Raw genomic sequence first — 18,014 nt, 5'->3', positions numbered from 1 at the left:
AGCTCAATGAGTCAGGATCTTGCCCCAGGCGAGATCCGGATCCCCCATCACGATAAAGTCAGGGTTCTCCAGTGACTCGGTTTCGTTGTAACTGAGCGGCTGCAGCGTCAGACTGAGGATGCGACCACCGGCCGCCTCGACGATGCACTGAGCGGCGGCGGTATCCCACTCGCCGGTGGGGCCGAGCCGCACGTAGCAGTCGGCCGCCCCTTCCGCCACCAGACAGGATTTGAGGGAGCTGGAGCCGAGCGGGATCAGCTCGTAGTTGATGGCCGGATTGAGGCGGCTCGTCAGCTTCTCCAGCTTCTGGCGACGGCTGATGGCGACTACCAGCGAGTCGGGCTGGTTGTGCTCGTGGTGCATGGCGCTGATGGGCAGGGTCTCGCCATTGACCTCTTTGAAGGCACCATAGTCACGTATTGCCCAGTAGAGTACATCTGACTCGGGAGCATAGATGACCCCGAGCACCGGCACATTGTCCCGTACCAGAGCGATCAGGGTGGCGAAGTCGCCGCTGCCAGCGATAAATTCACCGGTGCCGTCGAGAGGGTCCACCAGCCAGTACTGGCGCCAGTTGGCGCGTTGACTGAAGGGGATGTCGGCCGCCTCTTCGGTCAATACCGGCACGTGGGGGGTGAGCGCCGAGAGCGCCTGCTTGAGGTAGGCATCGGCAGCAAGATCGGCACTGGTGACCGGGGTCGCATCCTCCTTCAGCTGACGCTCGAACTGACCGCCGTGATAGATGTCGTGAAGGATCCTTCCGGCTTCGCGGGCAATCTCCTTGACCCCCGGCACCCAGGCCAACAACTCCTGCATCTCGTTATCCTCTGTGTTAACTGCCCGTGTGCGGGCTACTCTGCCTGCTCCGCCAGCCACTTCCGGGCCAGTAGCAGGGCACTGATGCTGCGCGACTCGGTGAAGTCGGGCCGAGCCAGCAATTCGTCTATTCGGTTGAGGGGCCAGGGGATCACCTCGAGCGGCTCCGGTTCGTCGCCGATCCGCTGCTCGGGAAAGAGATCCCAAGCCAGCAGGATATCCATCCGGCTGGAGAAGTAGCCAGGCGCCAGCGACACCTGCTTGAGCAGGGTCAGGCTGTTGGCGCCAAAGCCTGCCTCCTCCATCAGCTCCCGGTTGCCTGCCTTGAAGGCATCCTCGCCCGGGTCGATCAGCCCCTTGGGAAAGCCCAGCTCGTAAGAGTGAGTGCCCGCGGCGTACTCGCGCACCAGCAGCAGGGTATGCTCATCGAACAGCGGCACCACCATGACGGCGCCCCGATTGCCACCGCGCATCCGCTCGTAGACCCGCTCTTCGCCGTTGGAGAACTTGAGGTGGAGGGACTCCACACAGAACAGCCGACTCTCGGCTACGATGTCGGCCTTGAGGATCTCCGGTTTGCTCTTCTCCAGCTTCAGCTGGGCAATAGAAATCTGTTCGGGGGCGCTTTTGTGGTGCTCACTCATCAGGGGGGATTGCTCGTTAAAAAATCGTGCTTCAAGAGTAAACGACTCCCACACCGAACACCACGGGGCAGAGAGGGGAAAGGGGGCGGAAAAATCCGCTATACTGCCGCTCCGTTTTCCCGCGACACCGAGATTCAAGAGGCTGCATGTCCAACTCGTTACCCTGGCACCAGATTGATACCGTTTTGCTCGATATGGATGGCACCCTGATCGATCTCCATTTTGACAACCACCTCTGGCAGCAGCTGGTACCGGAGCGTTACGCCGAGCGGCTCGGTTTGCCGCTGGATGAGGCAAAGGCGCAGATCGAGGTGCACTATCAGGCGGTCAACGGCACCCTCAACTGGTACTGCGTGGATTATTGGAGCGAGACTCTGGGGCTCGATATTCGTGCCCTCAAGCAGGAGCTGCTGGCCAAGATCCAGTGGCGCCCCCACGCCATCCCCTTTCTGGCAGCGCTGCGGGCTGCGGGCAAGCAACTGGTGCTCTTTACCAATGCTCACCCCGCCAGCCTTTCGGTGAAGGATGCAAAGCTGGGTTTGGCTGGCCATCTTGATCTGATGGTAAGCACCCATGAGCTGGGCTGGTCGAAGGAGAGTCAGCACTGTTGGCAGGCGTTGGCACAGCGGCTGGCATTCGATCCGGCCCGCACCCTGTTTGTGGATGATAGCGAGCGGATCCTGCGTGCCGCTGCTGACTATGGCATTGGCTATCAGTTGGCGATCCAGAATCCGGATAGCTGCAAGCCGGAGCAGAACATCACCGATTTCCCGGCGATCCGCGACTATGCCGAACTGCTGCCGCTGGCCATCTGAATCTGTTCAAACGAGAGAGGGCTGCATGATGCAGCCCTTTCCTTATCTGAAACCTGGCGGTGAAAAATCACAGCTCCCGGAACGGGCGCCGCTTCTCCTCTTCGATGACGATCGCCTCCAGATTGGCGACCCGCTCCTGCAGCTCCTTGATGATCAGATCCTGCTTGCCGAGGCGGTCGGTGATGCGGGCATCCCCCATCTGGTAGCGGGCCCGTTTGCCGAGATATCCGAACAATACGCTGATAAATACGATCAGGACTATGCCTGTCCACATGGTCATGTCACGACTCCTTGTCGTTATCAATATGGTCGTCATAAACGGCGAAAACGCTGATGGATCAGCTCTGTTTTCTCATAGCCGCCAATTGGCCGCAATGGGGCTCGTTGCGCCTTTGTGATGCGGTTGGCTATTGCTGCCAGAGTGGTCGTCCGACCCAGAGCGCCCACAGGGTCAAGTGCAGCAGCACGATAAACCAGAAGACCAGCCGGTAGCTGCGCTTCTGGGTCTTGTGGCGCAGCCACTGGCGGGCCACCAGAGCGCCCGGCCAGCCACCGCACAGCTCCAGCAGATGAAGGCGGGATTCGGGGATGCGCCACTGCCCGCGCACCGCCTGCCGCTTGTCCCAGGCGTAGGCGGCCACCGTGAGCAGGCTCATAGTTAGCAACATGGCCAGCGGCCACCACTGCTGGCCGTCGAGCCCGAGCCAGAGGGCTGCACCCAGTGGCAGCAGTGCCAGCGCCATCATTGGGCCAGCTCCCAGCAGCGCTCCTCATCCTGCTTGAGAGTGCGGATCACCTTGGCCGGATTACCCACCGCCACCGAGTCGGCCGGGATATTTCGGGTCACCACGGCGCCTGCGCCGATGATGGATCGCGGCCCTATGGTGACGCCGGGACAGATGATGGCACCGCCACCAATCCAGCAGTCGTCACCGATCCGTACCGGTTTGTTGTAGGCAGTCCAGTTGCGCCGATCCAGATAGTTCATGGTGTGGGTGGCGGTGTAGATCTGCACGTTGGGGGCCAGCAGCACATGGCTGCCGATATGTACTTCGCCCACATCGAGAATGGTGACGTTAAAGTTGAAGAAGGTCTTCTCGCCGATATGGATGTTGCGGCCAAACTCGCAGGTGAACGGTGTGCTGATCCAGCAGGAGTCGGGGCAGTGGCCAAAGAGTTCGCGGCAGATCTGCTGGCGTAGCGGCGTATCGCCAGCCGGTGAACCATTGAGCCGGGCCAGCAGCGCCTGACCGCGGATCCGGTCGTTGGCTATCTCCTCGCTCTGGCTGTCCAGTGCCCCGCCAGCCAGTACCTTGTCCCAGTCGCTCGCCATTGCTACCTCCTCATGCTGCAAGAGAGGGCAGTATACGTGACTGTCAGGGTCGTCGTCAGTCTGTCACTTTTTGCAGGTGCACCCGGTCAACCCGCAGGCCAGATGAGGGGCAGGATCAGCAGGGCCGAGACGAAGTAGGGCAACAATACCCGCAGCCCCAGACTACGGCCGCCTATCACCAGCGCCAGTACTCCTTTCACCAGCGAGTTGACCAGCCCGGCCAGCAGGATGCCGCGAGCCGCCACCTCCAGCGCCAGCTCCTTGTGGGAGAGCTGGGAGAGTGACAAGGTAATGGCGTCCACGTCGGTGATGCCCGACACCAGCGCCAGCAGATAGACCCCGGAGTTGCCCACCTTGCTCTGCAGCAGAGTGGCCATGAAGCCGATCAGCGCCAGCAGCAGGCCGAACTTGATGGCGGTGGCCAGATCGAGGGGGTTGCTGGTCTCCGGTTGCACCGGACCGTCGGTCAGCTCCTCGCGCTGGCGCCAGAACCAGAAGGCGCAGCCGTAGACGGTAGCGGCCAGTAGCAACAGGGGGGCGGCGAGGCGCATCGCCAGCTCGCTGTGGATGAGCAGTACCAGCACCAGCAGGCGTAGCCACATGGTAGCTCCCGCCAGCAGGATGCCGGTGGCCAGCAGCCGTTCAAGCCCTCCCTGCTCCTTGTTGAGGCGGGCAAACTGCAGGGTGAGGGCGGTGGAGGAGGCCAGTCCCGCCAGTATGCTGGTGAGCACCAGCCCGGCGCGGGTACCGAGTAGCCGCACTGCGAAGTGGCCACAGAACGAGATACCGGCGATCACCACCACCATCAGCCAGATTTTGAAGGGGTTGAAGGCATCAAGCGGGCCCATCTCTTCGTTGGGCAGTACCGGCAGCAGCACCAGCGAGATGAGCAGAAACCGCAGGGTGGCGTGAAACTCGGTTTCGCTCAGAAACAGCATCCCCTGCTGGATCTGCCCTTTCAGTCCCATCAGGAGTGCTGCCAGCACGGCGCAGGCCACCGCCTCGCTCGGGCTCAGCAGTACCGACATCAGGCCGAGCAGGTAGGTAAGCAGCATGGCCACCGAGCTGGTGAGGCCGAACTCCCCCTGCCAGTGCTGGGCCAGCCAGACCGAGAGGCCACAGCCCGTCACCACCGCCAGCAGGCCGAGCAGCGGCAGCCAGGGGCCAAGGCTCGGCAGCAGCAGGGCGCAGACTCCGCCGAGCAGGCCGATAAGGCCGTAGGTACGCATCCCGGCGATACGCTGGTTATCCCCCAACTGGCGTACCTGCCAGCCCCGCTCCAGTCCGATGATAAGGCCGATGGCCAGTGAGACCAGGGCGCCATTGACCGGTTCAGCATTGATCCACATAGCGTCTTCCTTTTCGCTCTGTTGCTGCTTGCTTCCATGATGGCACAGCCAGTCAGGTGTCAGAGGGGCATTGCTCACAGAGTCGCAGCTTGGCCCCTTGTGGGGCGAGAGATCGGCTTGATATGAGCAAAAGAGATAAGCAAAGAGCTATTTCTTTCTTCTCGGCATAACAACTCCACGGCATGCTGCTCTCAACCCAACGATATGGAGATTCACCATGAAACTGCGAATGACCGCCCTGACTTTGCTCTCCCTGCTGGCCTTGGGCCAGGCCAATGCTGCAGAGATCCGTTTGCTCAATGTCTCCTACGATCCGACTCGCGAGCTGTTCCAGGAGTACAACAGCGCTTTTGCCAAGGAGTGGAAGACAAAAACGGGTGACGATGTGGTAGTGAGCCAGTCTCATGGTGGCTCCGGCAAGCAGGCTCGCGCCGTAGTGGACGGGCTGGAGGCTGACGTGGTGTCGCTGGCGCTTGCTTATGACGTCAATGCCGTCGCCAAGCAAGGACTCATCGCTGCGGACTGGCAGAGCCGTCTCGCCAACAACGCGGCGCCCTATACCTCCACCATCGTCTTCCTGGTGCGCAAGGGTAATCCCAAGCAGATCAAGGATTGGGACGATCTGGTGCGCAAGGATGTCGCCATCGTCACCCCCAACCCCAAGACCTCCGGTGGGGCGCGCTGGAACTATCTGGCAGCCTGGGGTTATGCCCTTAAGAAGAGCGGCAGTGAAGAGGGGGCCAGGCAGTTTGTCGGCGATCTCTACAAGAATGTGAAGGTGCTCGACTCGGGGGCCCGTGGTGCCACTACCAGCTTTATCGAGCGCGGTCTCGGTGATGTGTTGTTGGCGTGGGAGAACGAAGCGCTGCTGGTGCTTGGTCAGGCTGGTGCCAGTGACAAGTTCGAGCTGGTGGTGCCGTCGGTCTCCATTCTGGCAGAACCGCCGGTCGCCGTGGTGGACAAGGTGGCCAAGAAGCATGGCACCGAAGCGGTGGCCAAGGCTTACCTCGACTACCTCTACTCCGACGAGGGACAGCGTATCGTCGCCAAGTATCACTATCGTCCAAGCAATCCGGCGATCCTGAAAGAGACTGCCGCCCAGTTCCCGCAGCTGGCCCTCTTTACCGTCAAGGATCTGGAGGGGGATTGGGACAAGGCCCAGAAGAAACACTTCGCCCAGGGCGGCCTGTTTGACCTGATTTATCAACCGGGTGGCTGAGGCTGACAAGCGCTTACCCCATCTTTGAACTGGCCCCTGTGCCAGCCGATAGGAGCACCAAGATGAACAAGATCCTCCTGGTTCCCGGTCTGCACAACAGTGGGCCGGATCACTGGCAGAGCCGCTGGCACGATCACTTTCCCCAATGGCAGCGGATGGCGGGTCTGCCATGGGACAAACCCGACCTCACAGTCTGGAGTGCCAAGCTGGCGAGCAAGTTGAGAAGCCGTCGTAGCCGGGTCCATCTGGTGGCCCACTCCTTCGGCGCACTGACTGCCATCGCGGCGGCCAGATTGCAGCCGGATAAGGTCGCCTCAATCTTTCTGGTGGCACCTGCCGATCCTGCCCGCTTTGGCATTGCCGATGAGGCATTGGCCGGGCCGCTGCAGGTATCGGCTCAGCTGGTGGCCAGTCGCAATGATCCATGGATGAGCTTTGAGCGGGCCGAATATTGGAGTCGCCAGTGGCAGGTGCCACTGTTCGATGCCGGTGACGCTGGCCATATCAATGCCCAGTCTGGTCATGGAGACTGGCATCAGGGCCTGAACCTGCTGGGCGCGCTTTATCGCCGTGGCGAGCTGGTGGTGGCTCCACTGGCTGCAGCATTGTCCCGGCAAGTCGCGATAGGTTTTTGCTAGTGATTTATGACGTGGTTGGAGCATGCGTGTTTCGTTTATTGCTCCATGCCCTGCTCTTTGAATGTTGCGCTCCGCATTGCTCCATTTCTTAGGTCTTTTATTTATATAAAAGACCTTTTTTTATTTGGAACGCTCTAAAAGCCTTATCCCACCGTTGTTAGACAAAAAAGTAATTAGCAAAGTCGCAATTGATGTTTGTTGCTTAAAAGGAGAGTGAGCAGAATCGCTACATCCGATGTTTTTCATAACAAATGGAATCGTTATGCGATTTGGTTCTTACTCAGTTCTGCCGGGATTTGGCCCGACCCTCGGCTTCACACTGCTCTATCTGGGCGTGCTGGTGTTGCTGCCGCTCTCGGCGCTGGTGCTGTTCGCCGTGAACAACCTGAGTGCCGCCGAGTTCTGGCAGGTGATCGGCTCGCCGCGGGTACTCGCCTCCTTTCGCCTGAGCTTCGGTGCGGCCTTTGTCGCGGCGCTGCTCAACAGCCTGTTTGGCCTGATCCTGGCTTGGATCCTGGTGCGCTACAGCTTCCCCGGTCGCCGATTGGTGGATGCCCTCATCGACCTGCCGTTTGCCATGCCGACAGCTGTTTCTGGCATCGCCCTGTGCGCCATATTTGCTCCCAACGGCTGGATCGGTCAGCTGCTGGCACCGCTCGGCATCCAGCTCGCCTACAACCCCATCGGCGTGGTGATTGCGCTCACCTTTATCGGATTGCCCTTTGTGGTGCGTACCCTGCAGCCGGTGCTGCGGGAAGCGGAGAGCGAGCAGGAAGAGGCCGCCGCCAGCCTCGGCGCCGATCGCTGGCAGACCTTCCTGCGGGTGCTGTGGCCAACTCTGGTGCCTGCCCTGCTCACCGGGTTTGCCCTGGCATTTGCCCGAGCGGTGGGGGAGTACGGTTCGGTCATCTTCATTGCAGGCAACCTGCCGATGGTCTCGGAAATCGCGCCGCTGATGATCATGAGCCACCTGGAGGAGTACGACTACGCCGGCGCTTCCGCCATCGCCGTGGTGATGCTGCTGATTTCATTCATTTTGTTACTGCTAATCAACAAGTTGCAGGCCTGGAGCTGGTCTCGTATCGGAGGGAGCCGGATATGAACGCATCGACACTCGCCCTGGAAGTCGCCCCTGTGGAGGCGGCCCCCGTTCGCAAGGCTCCGGTCGTGATCCGCGAGCCCCAGTGGGTCAAGTGGCTGCTCATCACGGTCGGGTTGGGCTGGTTTGCTGCCCTGCTGCTGCTGCCGTTGGCCACCGTCTTTATTCAGGCGCTGACCCCGGGTCTCGCCTTTTTCTGGCACGCCATCAGCGAGCCGGATGCCCTGAGTGCCCTCGGTCTTACCGCACTGGTTACGCTCTGCGCCGTTCCCCTCAACCTGCTGTTCGGGATTGCAGCGGCCTGGGCCATCGCCCGTTTCCGCTTCCCCGGTCGGCAGCTGCTTATCACCGTCATCGATCTGCCGTTTTCGGTGTCGCCGGTGATCGCAGGTTTGATGCTGGTGCTGCTGTTTGGCAGTCGCGGCTGGTTTGGTGACTGGCTGAGCGAACACGACATCAAGATCATCTTCGCCACCCCGGGGATCATTCTGGCCACCACCTTCATTACCGTGCCCTTCGTGGTGCGCGAGCTGCTGCCCCAGATGGAGGCGCGCGGCCCGGAAGAGGAGGAGGCGGCCATCATGCTGGGGGCGAGCGGCCTGCAGATGTTCTGGCGCGTCACCCTGCCCGGCATCCGCTGGAGCCTGATGTATGGCCTGTTGCTCTGTACCGCCCGCGCGGTGGGGGAGTTTGGCGCCGTGTCGGTGGTTTCCGGCCATATTCGCGGCCAGACCAATACCCTGCCGCTGCATATCGAGATCCTCTACAACGAGTACCAGACCGGTGCCGCCTTCGCGGTGGCCAGCCTGCTGGCTCTGTTCGGGATCTTCACCCTGCTGGGTGAAACCCTGTTGGCCCGGCTGCGTGCCCAGCCCACCAAATCTCACTGATCACCGTTTTAAAGAGGCAGCCATGAGCATTCAGGTTCAACAACTCAACAAGCATTTCAATCAGTACGCGGCGCTGGCAGACATCAACCTCGACTTTCACGACGGTGAGCTGGTGGCGCTGCTTGGCCCCTCCGGCTGTGGCAAGACCACGTTGCTGCGGATCATCGCCGGACTGGAGCAGGCCGACAGCGGCAGCGTCATCATTCGTGGTGAGGATGCCTCCGACCTGCATGTGCGCGAGCGCAACGTCGGCTTCGTGTTCCAGCACTACGCCCTGTTTCGCCACATGACGGTGTTCGAAAACGTGGCATTCGGCCTTAGGGTCAAGCCGCGCAGCGAGCGCCCGGCCGAGGCGGCGATCCGCACCCGGGTCAAGGAGCTGCTGGATCTGGTGCAGCTCAGCCACGTGGCCGAGCGCTATCCGACCCAGCTTTCAGGCGGTCAGCGCCAGCGGGTTGCGTTGGCCCGCGCGCTGGCGGTGCAGCCCAAGGTGCTATTGCTGGACGAGCCCTTCGGCGCCCTCGATGCTCAGGTGCGCAAGGAGCTGCGCCGCTGGCTGCGCGAGCTGCACGACGAGCTGCATGTCACCAGCCTGTTCGTCACCCACGATCAGGAGGAGGCGCTGGAGGTGGCGGATCGGGTGGTGCTGATGAATGCCGGACGGGTCGAGCAGATCGGCACCCCGGCCGAAGTCTACGACCAGCCAGCCAGCTCCTTCGTTCACAGTTTCCTCGGCAGCGTGAACCAGTTCCGCGGTCGGGTGGCCGAGCAGGGGTTCGGCATCGGCGAGCAACTGCTCGGTGGCCCGTCGGCTTCCCATCTGGCCCACGGCAGTGCCGCCATTGCCTATGTGCGTCCCCATGAGCTGGAGATCCTGCCAGCCGATGCGACCGGCGGGATCCGTGCCACTATTACCCGCCTGCTGCCCATGGGGCCACGCATCCGGGTGGAGTTGCGTGGCGATGGCGAAACCAAAGGGGCCCACTACGAGGCGGAGCTGACCAAAGAGGCGGCCAAACTGTTTGCTCCGGGGCAGGGGGTGAGGCTAGTGGCCAGACAGGCGCAGTTCTATCCCGATTACCAGATTTGATGGCATTTTGCGGGTGGTATGGCCGCCCGGTTCAGGTTGTCAGCCGGCCATGTCCGGCCATATAACAAAAAAAGAGAGTGGCGACGGAGCCTTGTCGTCACTCTTCGCAGGAGGCGACAAGGTGAATTTTCAGCAGTTACGCATTATCCGCGAGGCGGCGCGGCGGGATTACAACCTGACCGAGGTGGCCAATGCCCTGTTTACCTCCCAGTCCGGAGTCAGCCGCCATATCCGCGAGCTGGAAGAGGAGCTGGGGATAGAGCTGTTCATTCGCTATGGCAAGCGGCTGCTCGGGATGACCGAGCCGGGCAAGGAGCTGCTGGTTATTGCCGAGCGCATCCTGGGCGACGCCAGCAACATCCGCAAGTTGGCGAGCACCTTTGCCAACCGCGATTCGGGTCGTTTGCTGGTGGCGACCACCCATACCCAGGCGCGCTATGCGCTGCCGCGGGTGGTGAAGGCGTTTCGCGAGCAGTTTCCGCTGGTACAGCTGGAGCTGCGTCAGGGCAGTCCGGAGGAGATAGTGCGGCTGGTGCAGAGCGGTGAGGTGGATATCGGCATCAGCAGCGAGCAGCTCGACAAGAGCGAAGGGGTGGTGGCATTTCCCTATTATCGCTGGCACCACAATATCGTGGTGCCCGAGCAGCACCCCCTCGCCAGCGAGAGCGAGCTTACCCTGGCGGCGTTGGCCAACTGGCCCATCATTACCTATCAGGCGGGGTTGACCGGGCGGGCACGGGTCGATGAGGCCTTTGCCGAGGCGGGTATCACCCCCCAGATCCTGTTAACGGCACAGGACTCCGACGTGATCAAAACCTATGTCGAGCTGGAGATGGGGGTCGGCATTCTGGCCGACATGGCGTTCGACTCCCAGCGCGATCAGGGGCTGGTGCAGCTCGATGGCAGCCATCTGTTTGCCCCCCATACCGCCTGGATCGGGCTCAAGCAGGGGCAGTTCCATCACAACTTTGCTTGGCAGTTTATCCAGCTCTGCAACCCCGAGCTGGCGCTGGCGGATATTCAAGCTCGCGCCATGGGCAGTGAGCCTGCCATCGATTTCCAGATTTGAGTCAGTAACGGGTAACAACAAGGGGAGCCATTGGCTCCCCTTGTTGTTACTGGCCGAACGGGTGGTGCTGATCGCAATCAGGTACGCTGGTACGGCTCCATATGAATTTTTTCACTTAACTTTGCCACTTTATTTCGTTTGTTATCTGGCACTTGCGTCACATGATGGAATAAGTGACTGACCAACGTCGATCCATTCAGGATAAAGCATGCCGTATAGCTACCTATCACATCTGAGTTGCAGCAAGAGTGGAGAGATCCATGATGCCGACCAGCCCTGGCAACTGAGTCGGGCCGGTGCGCCCCTCCTGCGCTTGCAGCGTGGCGGGAGGATCCCGGCATGAATCTGGATCTGCCCTTCATCCTCACGACGCTGCCCGCCTTCGGCAAGTCGGTCTGGGTCACCTTGCAACTGGGAACCATCGTGATCCTGACGTCGCTGGCGGTTGCCCTGATCAATGTGGTGCTGCTGAGCCTGCACAAGCCGCCGCTCAGCGCCCTGATCCGGGCGTATGTCGAGCTGGCCCGCAACACGCCGCTGCTGATCCAGCTGTTCTTTCTCTATTTCGGGCTGCCTGCGCTGGGCTTGTCGCTCTCCGGGTTTGCCACCGCGGTGACCGCCATGACCTTCCTCGGTGGTGGTTATCTGACCGAAGCGCTGCGTGCAGGCATTCAGGCCGTGCCTGCCAGTCAGCTGGAGGCTGGCCGGGCCATCGGCCTATCCCGTTGGCAACTGCTGCGCCACGTGCAACTGCCCCAAGCCTGGCTCGCCAGCCTGCCAGCGCTGTTTGCCAATTTTATCTTCCTGCTCAAGGAGACCACGGTGGCCTCGGCAGTGGCGGTGCCCGAACTGCTCTACACCACCAAGAATTACATCGCCCTCTACTACAAGACTTACGAGATGCTGGCGGTACTGACATTGATGTGCGTGCTGATCTTCCTGCCGCTGTCGCTTGCTCTGCGAGTCGTTGAAAGGAGGCTGCAACATGGTCAGTTCGGTCACTGAGTTGCCTGAGCCAGTGTGGCGTCTGATGGCAGTGCAGAGTGCCATGACATCGTCATCACAGACCCCGCGAACCTTGGAAAGGAGGGCGCAGTATGGTCACGCCGGTTACTGAGTTATTGGCACAAGCGTTGCCACTGCTGGCGGTGGGGGCAGGCCAGACCCTCGCCATCTCGCTGCTCGCCATTCTGTTTGCCACTCTCGGTGGTGTCGCTTACGGCGTGTTGGCGCAACAGGGGGGCCGATTGGTGCGGGGGCTGCTGCGTCTCTATCTCGAGCTGTTTCGAGTGGTGCCGGTGCTGGTGTGGCTTTATCTCTTTTTCTTCGGCTTGCCGATCTTTTTCAGCCTCGATATTCCAGCCTTCTGGTGCGCCGTGCTGGTACTTGCCCTGTGGGGCGCCAGTGAGGTGGGGGAGGTGGTGCGCGGTGGTTTGGGGTCGCTGGCTCGTGGTCAGCAGGAAGCAGGGCTGGCGCTCGGGCTCTCGACCTGGCAGCTCTATCGCCACGTGCTGCTGCCCCAGGCACTGCAGCGCCTGACGCCGCCGACCATCAACATCTACACCCGCATCATCAAGACCAGTTCGCTGGCGGTATTGATCGGGGTGGTGGAGGTGATCAAGGTGGGCCAGCAGATCATCGAGCGCACCTATGCCTCGGTGCTTATCTACGGTCTGTTGTTTCTGTTCTTTTTCCTGGTCTGCTATCCGCTCTCGCTTGCCTCGCGCCGGCTGGAGCAAAAATGGGGTAATGCGGTATGACACCTCTGCTTGAACTCAGTTCTGTCAGCAAACAATTCGGCTCAAATCGGGTGCTGGAGCGGGTCAATCTCAACGTCCAGACTGGCGAGGTGATCGTCATTCTGGGGCCGAGTGGCTGCGGCAAGAGCACCTTGCTGCGCACCCTCAACGGGCTCGAGCCCATTCAGGGGGGCGAGATCCGCTTCGACGGCGTGTTGCTGGATGGCGCTACCGACTGGCAACGAGTGCGCCAGCGCATCGGCATGGTGTTCCAGAGCTACCACCTCTTCCCCAACCTGACGGTGCAGGAAAACGTACTGCTTGGTCCCCTGCAGGTGCAAAAGCGGGAGCGGGCAGAGGCGCTGCTGCAAGCCGAGCAGCTGTTGACCCGCATCGGTCTGTGGGAGCGGCGTCACGACTATCCGCGCCAGCTCTCGGGCGGCCAGCAGCAACGCATCGCCATCGTGCGGGCGCTGTGCATGAACCCGCAGGTGATGCTGTTTGACGAAGTGACCGCCGCCCTCGACCCCGAGATGGTGCAGGAGGTGCTGGAGGTGATCCGTGATCTTGCCGGTAGCGGCATGACCCTGCTCATCGTTACCCACGAGCTGGCCTTCGCCCGGGCAGTGGCGGATCGCATCGTCTTCATGGATGGCGGCCACATTCTGGAGCAGGCCGCCCCCCATCAATTCTTCGACAATCCCAGGAGCCAGCGAGCACGTCAGTTCCTCGCCAAGTTTTCTTATATCGATGTCATCAAACGAAAGGAGTCAGCATGAAAAAAATCACCTCGGTTCTGTTTAGTGCCTTATTAGGGCTGGGTCTCGCCAGCGGCGCTGCCCATGCGGCGGATGGTTCCCTGGCCAAGATCAAGGAGCGTGACAAGCTCATCGTCGGCGTTTTCACCGACAAGCCTCCCTTTGGCTACGTCGATGAGAAGGGGCGTTATGTCGGATTCGACACGGATCTCGGCCGCCGTTTTGCCAAGGACCTGCTGGGGGACGAGAACAAGATCGAGTTTGTGGCGGTGGAGCCCGCCAGTCGCATCCCCTTCCTGCAGAGCGACAAGGTGGATCTGATCCTCGCCAATATGACGGTGACTCCGGAGCGGCGCGAGGTGGTGGACTTCACCAACCCGAACCTGCGAGTGGCGGTACAGGTGCTGGTGCCGGAAGGGAGCCCGGCCAAGAAACTCGACGATCTGGCCAGCAAGACCCTGATCGTCACCACCGGTACCACGGCCGATATCTGGCTGACTCGCAATCATCCGGAGTGGAAGGTGCTCAAGTTCGAGAAGAATACCGAATCCCTGCAAGCGCTGGCCCAAGGGCGCGGCGATGCCTATGCCCAAGACAATCTGGTGCTGTTCAGCTGGGCCAAGGAGAACCCGGGCTACCGGGTGCTGCCAGAGAAGCTGGGTTCGGAAGATCCCATAGCCCCGGCGGTGAAGAAGGGCAATATCGAGCTGCGTGACTGGGTCAATGGCCGTCTCGCCAAACTGGGGGAAGAGAAGTACCTGCTCAAGCTCTATGACCAGTATGTGCGCGATCGCTTAAGCGCCGACACCGATCCCAATGACGTGATCGTGGAAGGGGGAAAATGGCAGGGATAAGCCCTGTCGTGAAGAGTGTGCTGTGAGGGAAGAATGAACACCGGACTCCGTTGGTCTGCCAACCGCAAGGTGTGGCTTTGCAAGGCGTCCCCGTTCGGGGGACGCCTTTTTTTATGAACGAGTGACGTGGATCAGTTCAGCTCACTCCAGGCGCTCTGCCAGTGGGAACCGGTGCCCGGTTCATACTGGGTGGCGGTGGTTGTCCATTGCACGCAGTAGCCACTGTAGGGGAAGGGCTTGCACTGATAGATCTTGCCGTTTTTCGGCTGCAGCACTTTGGTTCCCGCAGTGTAGGACTTGATATCGTTCGGGAAGACAAACTGGTAGTCGCCGCCACTGCTCGCCTCCTTGAACATCAGGTCCATGGTCTGCTGAATGGTGTCGCCACCCGCTTTCGGTGCTGCCTTGATCACCAGTTGGTGATGCCCAGCCTGGAGCCCGGCCAGCGCCATGGAGAAGGTGTGGCTGCTGTCCTTGATATCGGCACTGCTCTCTCCCTTGGCGGCGCCGCCATGGTCATACAGGGTGTTGGTGACCGCCAGGTCGCCCTGCGCGGTGACGGTGAAGTCGAGGGTTGCCTTGCCGTTGTCCAGCACATACTCGCTGGCTAGGCCGCTGACTGTGATGCCATCTACCTCGGGCGGCTGCTGCTGTTGCAGGTCAATTTCGACCCGTTCCAGATTGCTGCCGCGCTTCAGATAGACCGGGTTCATGCCATAGACAGGGTTGAACTGGCCATCGGCTCCCTGCTGACCGGCACGGATCTGCGACTGCTCGGCGTTGATCTTGCTGGCGAGGGCGTGGGCCCAGTTGTTCTTTTGGCCCTGTTCGGCATTGGCGATGGTCAGCACGGTCTGCAGTTCCGGGCGTTCGCCGTTGGCATCGAATACTCGGGTCATCGCCTTGTCACCCACCGCGAGGTTGATGGATGGGTAGATGGTGCCAGACTGAGTCCACGTTAGCGGTGGCTGGCTGCCATCTTTGAACTTGGCATCAATGATGTTGTAGAAGCTGTTGGCGGTATCGCCCACTTCCCAGACACCAAGGATCAGCTGATAGCCGGTTCGCTCTGGCAGGGTACAGTTATGGGTCATCTGCTTGGGTGGTTGCACCATGTTGCCGTCGATGACGCAGAACGGTGTCAGATCAAACGAGGCGCGGGTTAGCGGTTGGTTGGGGTTCCACTCCTGCTTGGTGAGGTAGTAGCGCCAGTTGCGGGTGATGTGATTGGCGGTGAAGAGCCAGCTGATGGCGAAGGGACCTGCCTGTACTTCCCGTTTGGTCCAGCGATCGCTGGTCTGGACGTTCAGTTCGCCCCAGCGCGGGTTGCCTGCCGAGGCAATTTGGCCATCTGGCGGACCCGCTTGCGGGAAGCCGGAGGGGCCTTCCACGCTCTGGGGATCCCACTGCACCGCACCACACTGGGTGTTGCCGGTGGTATTGCACAGGTAGTTGCGGCTTTCGGGTTTGCTGATATAGCCGTGTGCCAGTGCGCTGCCGCTGGCCAGTAGTGCCAGTGCTGCAGCGATGTGACTGAGTTGGATTTTTGCTGCCATACATTCCTCTGTTCGATAGATGTGAGCAGTCAGTTGGCCGGAGTGTTCCCCGATGCACACCTGGGGGTGGCAACCCCGCTATCCTGGACACTGCGTCTTTAGACCGGAGGCTTTGCGTCCTGACCTTTCGGTTAGTTTGCCAATTGACTCGATGGGTATTTACAGGCCGAATTCTCGGCCTTGGCCATTGTGTATCAATTTGATTAATTATTTAAAGTTAAATGTTTTAATGTCGGCCGAAACCGTTTAATTTTTAATTAATCATATTGTTTTATAAGTATTTATTTTTTTTTCCTGCAGTCTGCGAGCTGTTGTGTGTGCGTATAAAGTGCATAATTTACGCATGTTTTGTGGTTAAAAAAAACCTGCCAGCATGGCTGGCAGGTTGCAGGGCAAGATGGCACTACCAGAGGTCGTCAGTGGCGAGCTCGCGGTTCGCTGGCGGCATGATGAGAGGGCGGGATCATGGGGGTGGTGATGGACTCCTTGCTTAATTTGAACACCGCGAGCCGTTCATCCAGGCTGCGGGAGAGGCCTGCCAGCAGCTCGCTCTCCTGGGCCAGTTGCGAAGCGGACTGGGACATCTCCAGTGCCGAGTCGTTGATACCGCTGACGTTGCGGTTCATATCCTCGGCCACCATGCTTTGCTGCTCGGCGGCGGTGGCGATCTGGGTCGCCATGTCGCTGACATGCTGGATGTGGTTGACGATCAGGGTGAGATCCTGGCCCGCCTGCTGGGATTGATCGACGCTGCTCTCTGCCAGCTTGCGGCTGGCATCCATGGCATTGGCTGCGCTGACGGCCCGTTGCTGCAGCTGGGCGATGGTGCTCTGGATCTCCTCGGTGGATTGGCGGGTGCGGCTGGCCAGCTGGCGCACCTCGTCGGCCACCACGGCAAAACCGCGGCCCTGTTCGCCAGCACGGGCTGCCTCAATGGCTGCGTTGAGGGCCAGCAGGTTGGTCTGATCCGAGATGGCGCTGATGACAGCGGTCACTTCGCTGATCTGCATGACCCCCTCTTTGAGCTGGTTGACCTGATGGGTGGCTTGCTCTACCTCGGTTGCCAGCGCCTTGATGCCGTGCACGCTGGCGTGAACGTCACGGTTACCGAGTCCGGCTTCACCGGTCGCCTCCTGGGTATCGCGGGCGGTGTTCTCGGCGTGACCGGCCACATCGGAGATGGTGGCACTCATCTCGTTCATGGCAGTGGCGAGCTGGGCCAGCTGATCCCGCTGGCTGGTCACCGCCTGATTGGTCTGCTCGGCAGAGGCGGCGATGCGCAGGGCTGCATCGGCTACGTTGCGGGCCCCCAGGCTAGCTTCCAGCAGGGCGTGACGGATGGCATCGAGACTCTGGTTGGTGCAGCGGGCGACCATGCCCAGCTCATCCTTGCCCTGTACCGGAATGCTCACCACCAGATCCCCCTTGGCGACCCGCTGCATTGCGTGGTTGATCTGGTTGAGCGGGGAGACGATGGAGTGGGTGATGCGCCAGCCCAGCAGCCCCATCAGCAGGATGATGATGCCCGTGGCGCTGCCCATCTTCATGTATTGGGCCCAGATGGTCTGCTGAATATCCTGCAGCAGCATGCCGGAACCGAGGATCCAGCCCCAGGGTTGATAGCCTGACACCATGGAGAGCTTGTCGGCGGTCTCCCCTGACGGGCCGGTCCAGATATATTGCAAAGTGCCCTGCTTGCCACCGCGGGCGATGTCGACCATCTGGTGCCAGAACTGTCCTGCGGTGGCTCCCGTCCCTTCTCCCATGGTCTGGCCGACCAGCTCCGGGCGGATAGGATGCACCAGCATCTTGCGGCTCTCGTCGATGACAAACAGGTAGTTGTTGCCATCAAAACGCATATTGGTCAGCAGCTTGCGTGCTTCCTGCTGGGCCTGCTCTGCTGGCAGTGTGCTGGCCAGAAACTGGATCTGGCTCATGGCCTGACTCAATACCGCATTGAGTCGCGCTTCCCGCTCACTCATCAGATTGCGCTGGAGTGCGTTGGCCGAAATGAGCAGCAGTGCAACGAAACCGACAAACGCCAACGTGAGCAGCAAGATCAATTTGCGGCTCACGGTGATATCACCGAGCTTGAACATGACTAAACCCTCATTATCCCTGTTGATTTTGTATGGCGCGTTACTG

Annotated in this window: 19 protein-coding genes and 1 riboswitch; of the genes, 11 read left to right on the top strand and 8 right to left on the bottom strand. The window is 60.6% G+C overall.

All coding sequences use genetic code 11. From position 1 onward, the window contains the following. Positions 1-3: 3 nt before the first annotated feature. Together cysQ and nudE are read right to left on the bottom strand one after the other, a co-directional pair. Entirely contained in the window at positions 4-816 is an 813-nt protein-coding gene (gene cysQ / locus ACE1BR_RS04580) for a 3'(2'),5'-bisphosphate nucleotidase CysQ (protein WP_374868019.1), read from the bottom strand. A gap of 35 nt (positions 817-851) precedes the next feature. Then, positions 852-1,460 carry an ADP compounds hydrolase NudE gene (nudE, locus tag ACE1BR_RS04575; RefSeq protein WP_374868017.1) on the bottom strand — a complete coding sequence of 203 codons (609 nt, stop codon included), beginning with the start codon at positions 1,458-1,460 and terminating at the stop codon, positions 852-854. A gap of 146 nt (positions 1,461-1,606) precedes the next feature. Here nudE and yrfG point away from each other — a divergent pair, with 146 nt between their 5' ends. Next, positions 1,607-2,275 (top strand): GMP/IMP nucleotidase, encoded by a 669-nt coding sequence (yrfG, locus tag ACE1BR_RS04570; protein ID WP_374868015.1) that lies wholly within the window; start codon positions 1,607-1,609, stop codon positions 2,273-2,275. A 67-nt stretch (positions 2,276-2,342) separates the two neighbouring features. On the opposite strand, the gene ACE1BR_RS04565 is transcribed toward yrfG, so the two are convergent. From ACE1BR_RS04565 to ACE1BR_RS04550, 4 genes are all read right to left on the bottom strand, one after another. Beyond that, positions 2,343-2,555: a hypothetical protein gene (locus ACE1BR_RS04565; RefSeq protein WP_374868013.1), complete on the bottom strand. Its 213-nt coding sequence runs from the start codon at positions 2,553-2,555 to the stop codon at positions 2,343-2,345. A 127-nt stretch (positions 2,556-2,682) separates the two neighbouring features. Then, the gene (locus ACE1BR_RS04560) at positions 2,683-3,021 is read right to left on the bottom strand and encodes a DUF1294 domain-containing protein (RefSeq protein WP_374868011.1); all 339 of its coding nucleotides are present in this window, start codon (positions 3,019-3,021) and stop codon (positions 2,683-2,685) included. Then, positions 3,018-3,608: a sugar O-acetyltransferase gene (locus tag ACE1BR_RS04555; RefSeq protein ID WP_374868009.1), complete on the bottom strand. Its 591-nt coding sequence runs from the start codon at positions 3,606-3,608 to the stop codon at positions 3,018-3,020. Before ACE1BR_RS04555 ends, ACE1BR_RS04560 begins: the two co-directional genes overlap by 4 nt. 86 nt (positions 3,609-3,694) lie before the next feature. Further along, on the bottom strand, positions 3,695-4,957 hold the full coding sequence (locus tag ACE1BR_RS04550) for an MgtC/SapB family protein (RefSeq protein ID WP_374868007.1): 1,263 nt from the start codon (positions 4,955-4,957) through the stop codon (positions 3,695-3,697). 217 nt (positions 4,958-5,174) lie between these two features. Here ACE1BR_RS04550 and ACE1BR_RS04545 point away from each other — a divergent pair, with 217 nt between their 5' ends. From ACE1BR_RS04545 to ACE1BR_RS04500, 10 genes are all read left to right on the top strand, one after another. Further along, positions 5,175-6,176 (top strand): sulfate ABC transporter substrate-binding protein, encoded by a 1,002-nt coding sequence (locus ACE1BR_RS04545; RefSeq protein ID WP_374868005.1) that lies wholly within the window; start codon positions 5,175-5,177, stop codon positions 6,174-6,176. Between the two features lie 62 nt (positions 6,177-6,238). Continuing rightward, on the top strand, positions 6,239-6,814 hold the full coding sequence (locus ACE1BR_RS04540; protein ID WP_374868003.1) for an RBBP9/YdeN family alpha/beta hydrolase: 576 nt from the start codon (positions 6,239-6,241) through the stop codon (positions 6,812-6,814). 262 nt (positions 6,815-7,076) lie between these two features. Next, positions 7,077-7,916: a sulfate ABC transporter permease subunit CysT gene (cysT, locus tag ACE1BR_RS04535; RefSeq protein WP_374868001.1), complete on the top strand. Its 840-nt coding sequence runs from the start codon at positions 7,077-7,079 to the stop codon at positions 7,914-7,916. Further along, positions 7,913-8,803: a sulfate ABC transporter permease subunit CysW gene (gene cysW / locus ACE1BR_RS04530; RefSeq protein ID WP_374867999.1), complete on the top strand. Its 891-nt coding sequence runs from the start codon at positions 7,913-7,915 to the stop codon at positions 8,801-8,803. The genes cysT and cysW overlap by 4 nt, the downstream gene beginning before the upstream one ends. Positions 8,804-8,825: 22 nt before the next feature. Continuing rightward, positions 8,826-9,893 carry a sulfate/molybdate ABC transporter ATP-binding protein gene (locus ACE1BR_RS04525; RefSeq protein ID WP_374867997.1) on the top strand — a complete coding sequence of 356 codons (1,068 nt, stop codon included), beginning with the start codon at positions 8,826-8,828 and terminating at the stop codon, positions 9,891-9,893. A gap of 121 nt (positions 9,894-10,014) precedes the next feature. Continuing rightward, positions 10,015-10,962 (top strand): HTH-type transcriptional regulator Cbl, encoded by a 948-nt coding sequence (cbl, locus tag ACE1BR_RS04520; protein WP_374867995.1) that lies wholly within the window; start codon positions 10,015-10,017, stop codon positions 10,960-10,962. A 339-nt stretch (positions 10,963-11,301) separates the two neighbouring features. After that, a complete protein-coding gene (locus ACE1BR_RS04515; RefSeq protein ID WP_374867993.1) occupies positions 11,302-11,967 on the top strand; it encodes an amino acid ABC transporter permease in 666 nt (221 codons plus the stop codon). Between the two features lie 92 nt (positions 11,968-12,059). Next, positions 12,060-12,722: an amino acid ABC transporter permease gene (locus ACE1BR_RS04510; protein ID WP_374867991.1), complete on the top strand. Its 663-nt coding sequence runs from the start codon at positions 12,060-12,062 to the stop codon at positions 12,720-12,722. Beyond that, entirely contained in the window at positions 12,719-13,480 is a 762-nt protein-coding gene (locus tag ACE1BR_RS04505) for an amino acid ABC transporter ATP-binding protein (protein ID WP_374867989.1), read from the top strand. Before ACE1BR_RS04510 ends, ACE1BR_RS04505 begins: the two co-directional genes overlap by 4 nt. Then, the gene (locus ACE1BR_RS04500) at positions 13,477-14,313 is read left to right on the top strand and encodes a transporter substrate-binding domain-containing protein (RefSeq protein WP_374867987.1); all 837 of its coding nucleotides are present in this window, start codon (positions 13,477-13,479) and stop codon (positions 14,311-14,313) included. Before ACE1BR_RS04505 ends, ACE1BR_RS04500 begins: the two co-directional genes overlap by 4 nt. A gap of 131 nt (positions 14,314-14,444) precedes the next feature. On the opposite strand, the gene gbpA is transcribed toward ACE1BR_RS04500, so the two are convergent. Continuing rightward, complete coding sequence (gene gbpA, locus ACE1BR_RS04495) at positions 14,445-15,869, bottom strand: N-acetylglucosamine-binding protein GbpA (RefSeq protein ID WP_374867985.1); 1,425 nt, start codon at positions 15,867-15,869, stop codon at positions 14,445-14,447. A gap of 65 nt (positions 15,870-15,934) precedes the next feature. Then, a riboswitch (cyclic di-GMP riboswitch) is annotated at positions 15,935-16,020 on the bottom strand. Positions 16,021-16,285: 265 nt separating this feature from the next. Then, positions 16,286-17,968 carry a methyl-accepting chemotaxis protein gene (locus ACE1BR_RS04490; protein ID WP_374867983.1) on the bottom strand — a complete coding sequence of 561 codons (1,683 nt, stop codon included), beginning with the start codon at positions 17,966-17,968 and terminating at the stop codon, positions 16,286-16,288. Between the last annotated feature and the right edge of the window lie 46 nt (positions 17,969-18,014).

Origin of the sequence: Aeromonas sp. MdU4 (assembly GCF_041929505.1) — a bacterium.
Lineage (GTDB): Bacteria > Pseudomonadota > Gammaproteobacteria > Enterobacterales > Aeromonadaceae > Aeromonas.
This window is presented reverse-complemented; position numbering and strand designations above follow the sequence as displayed.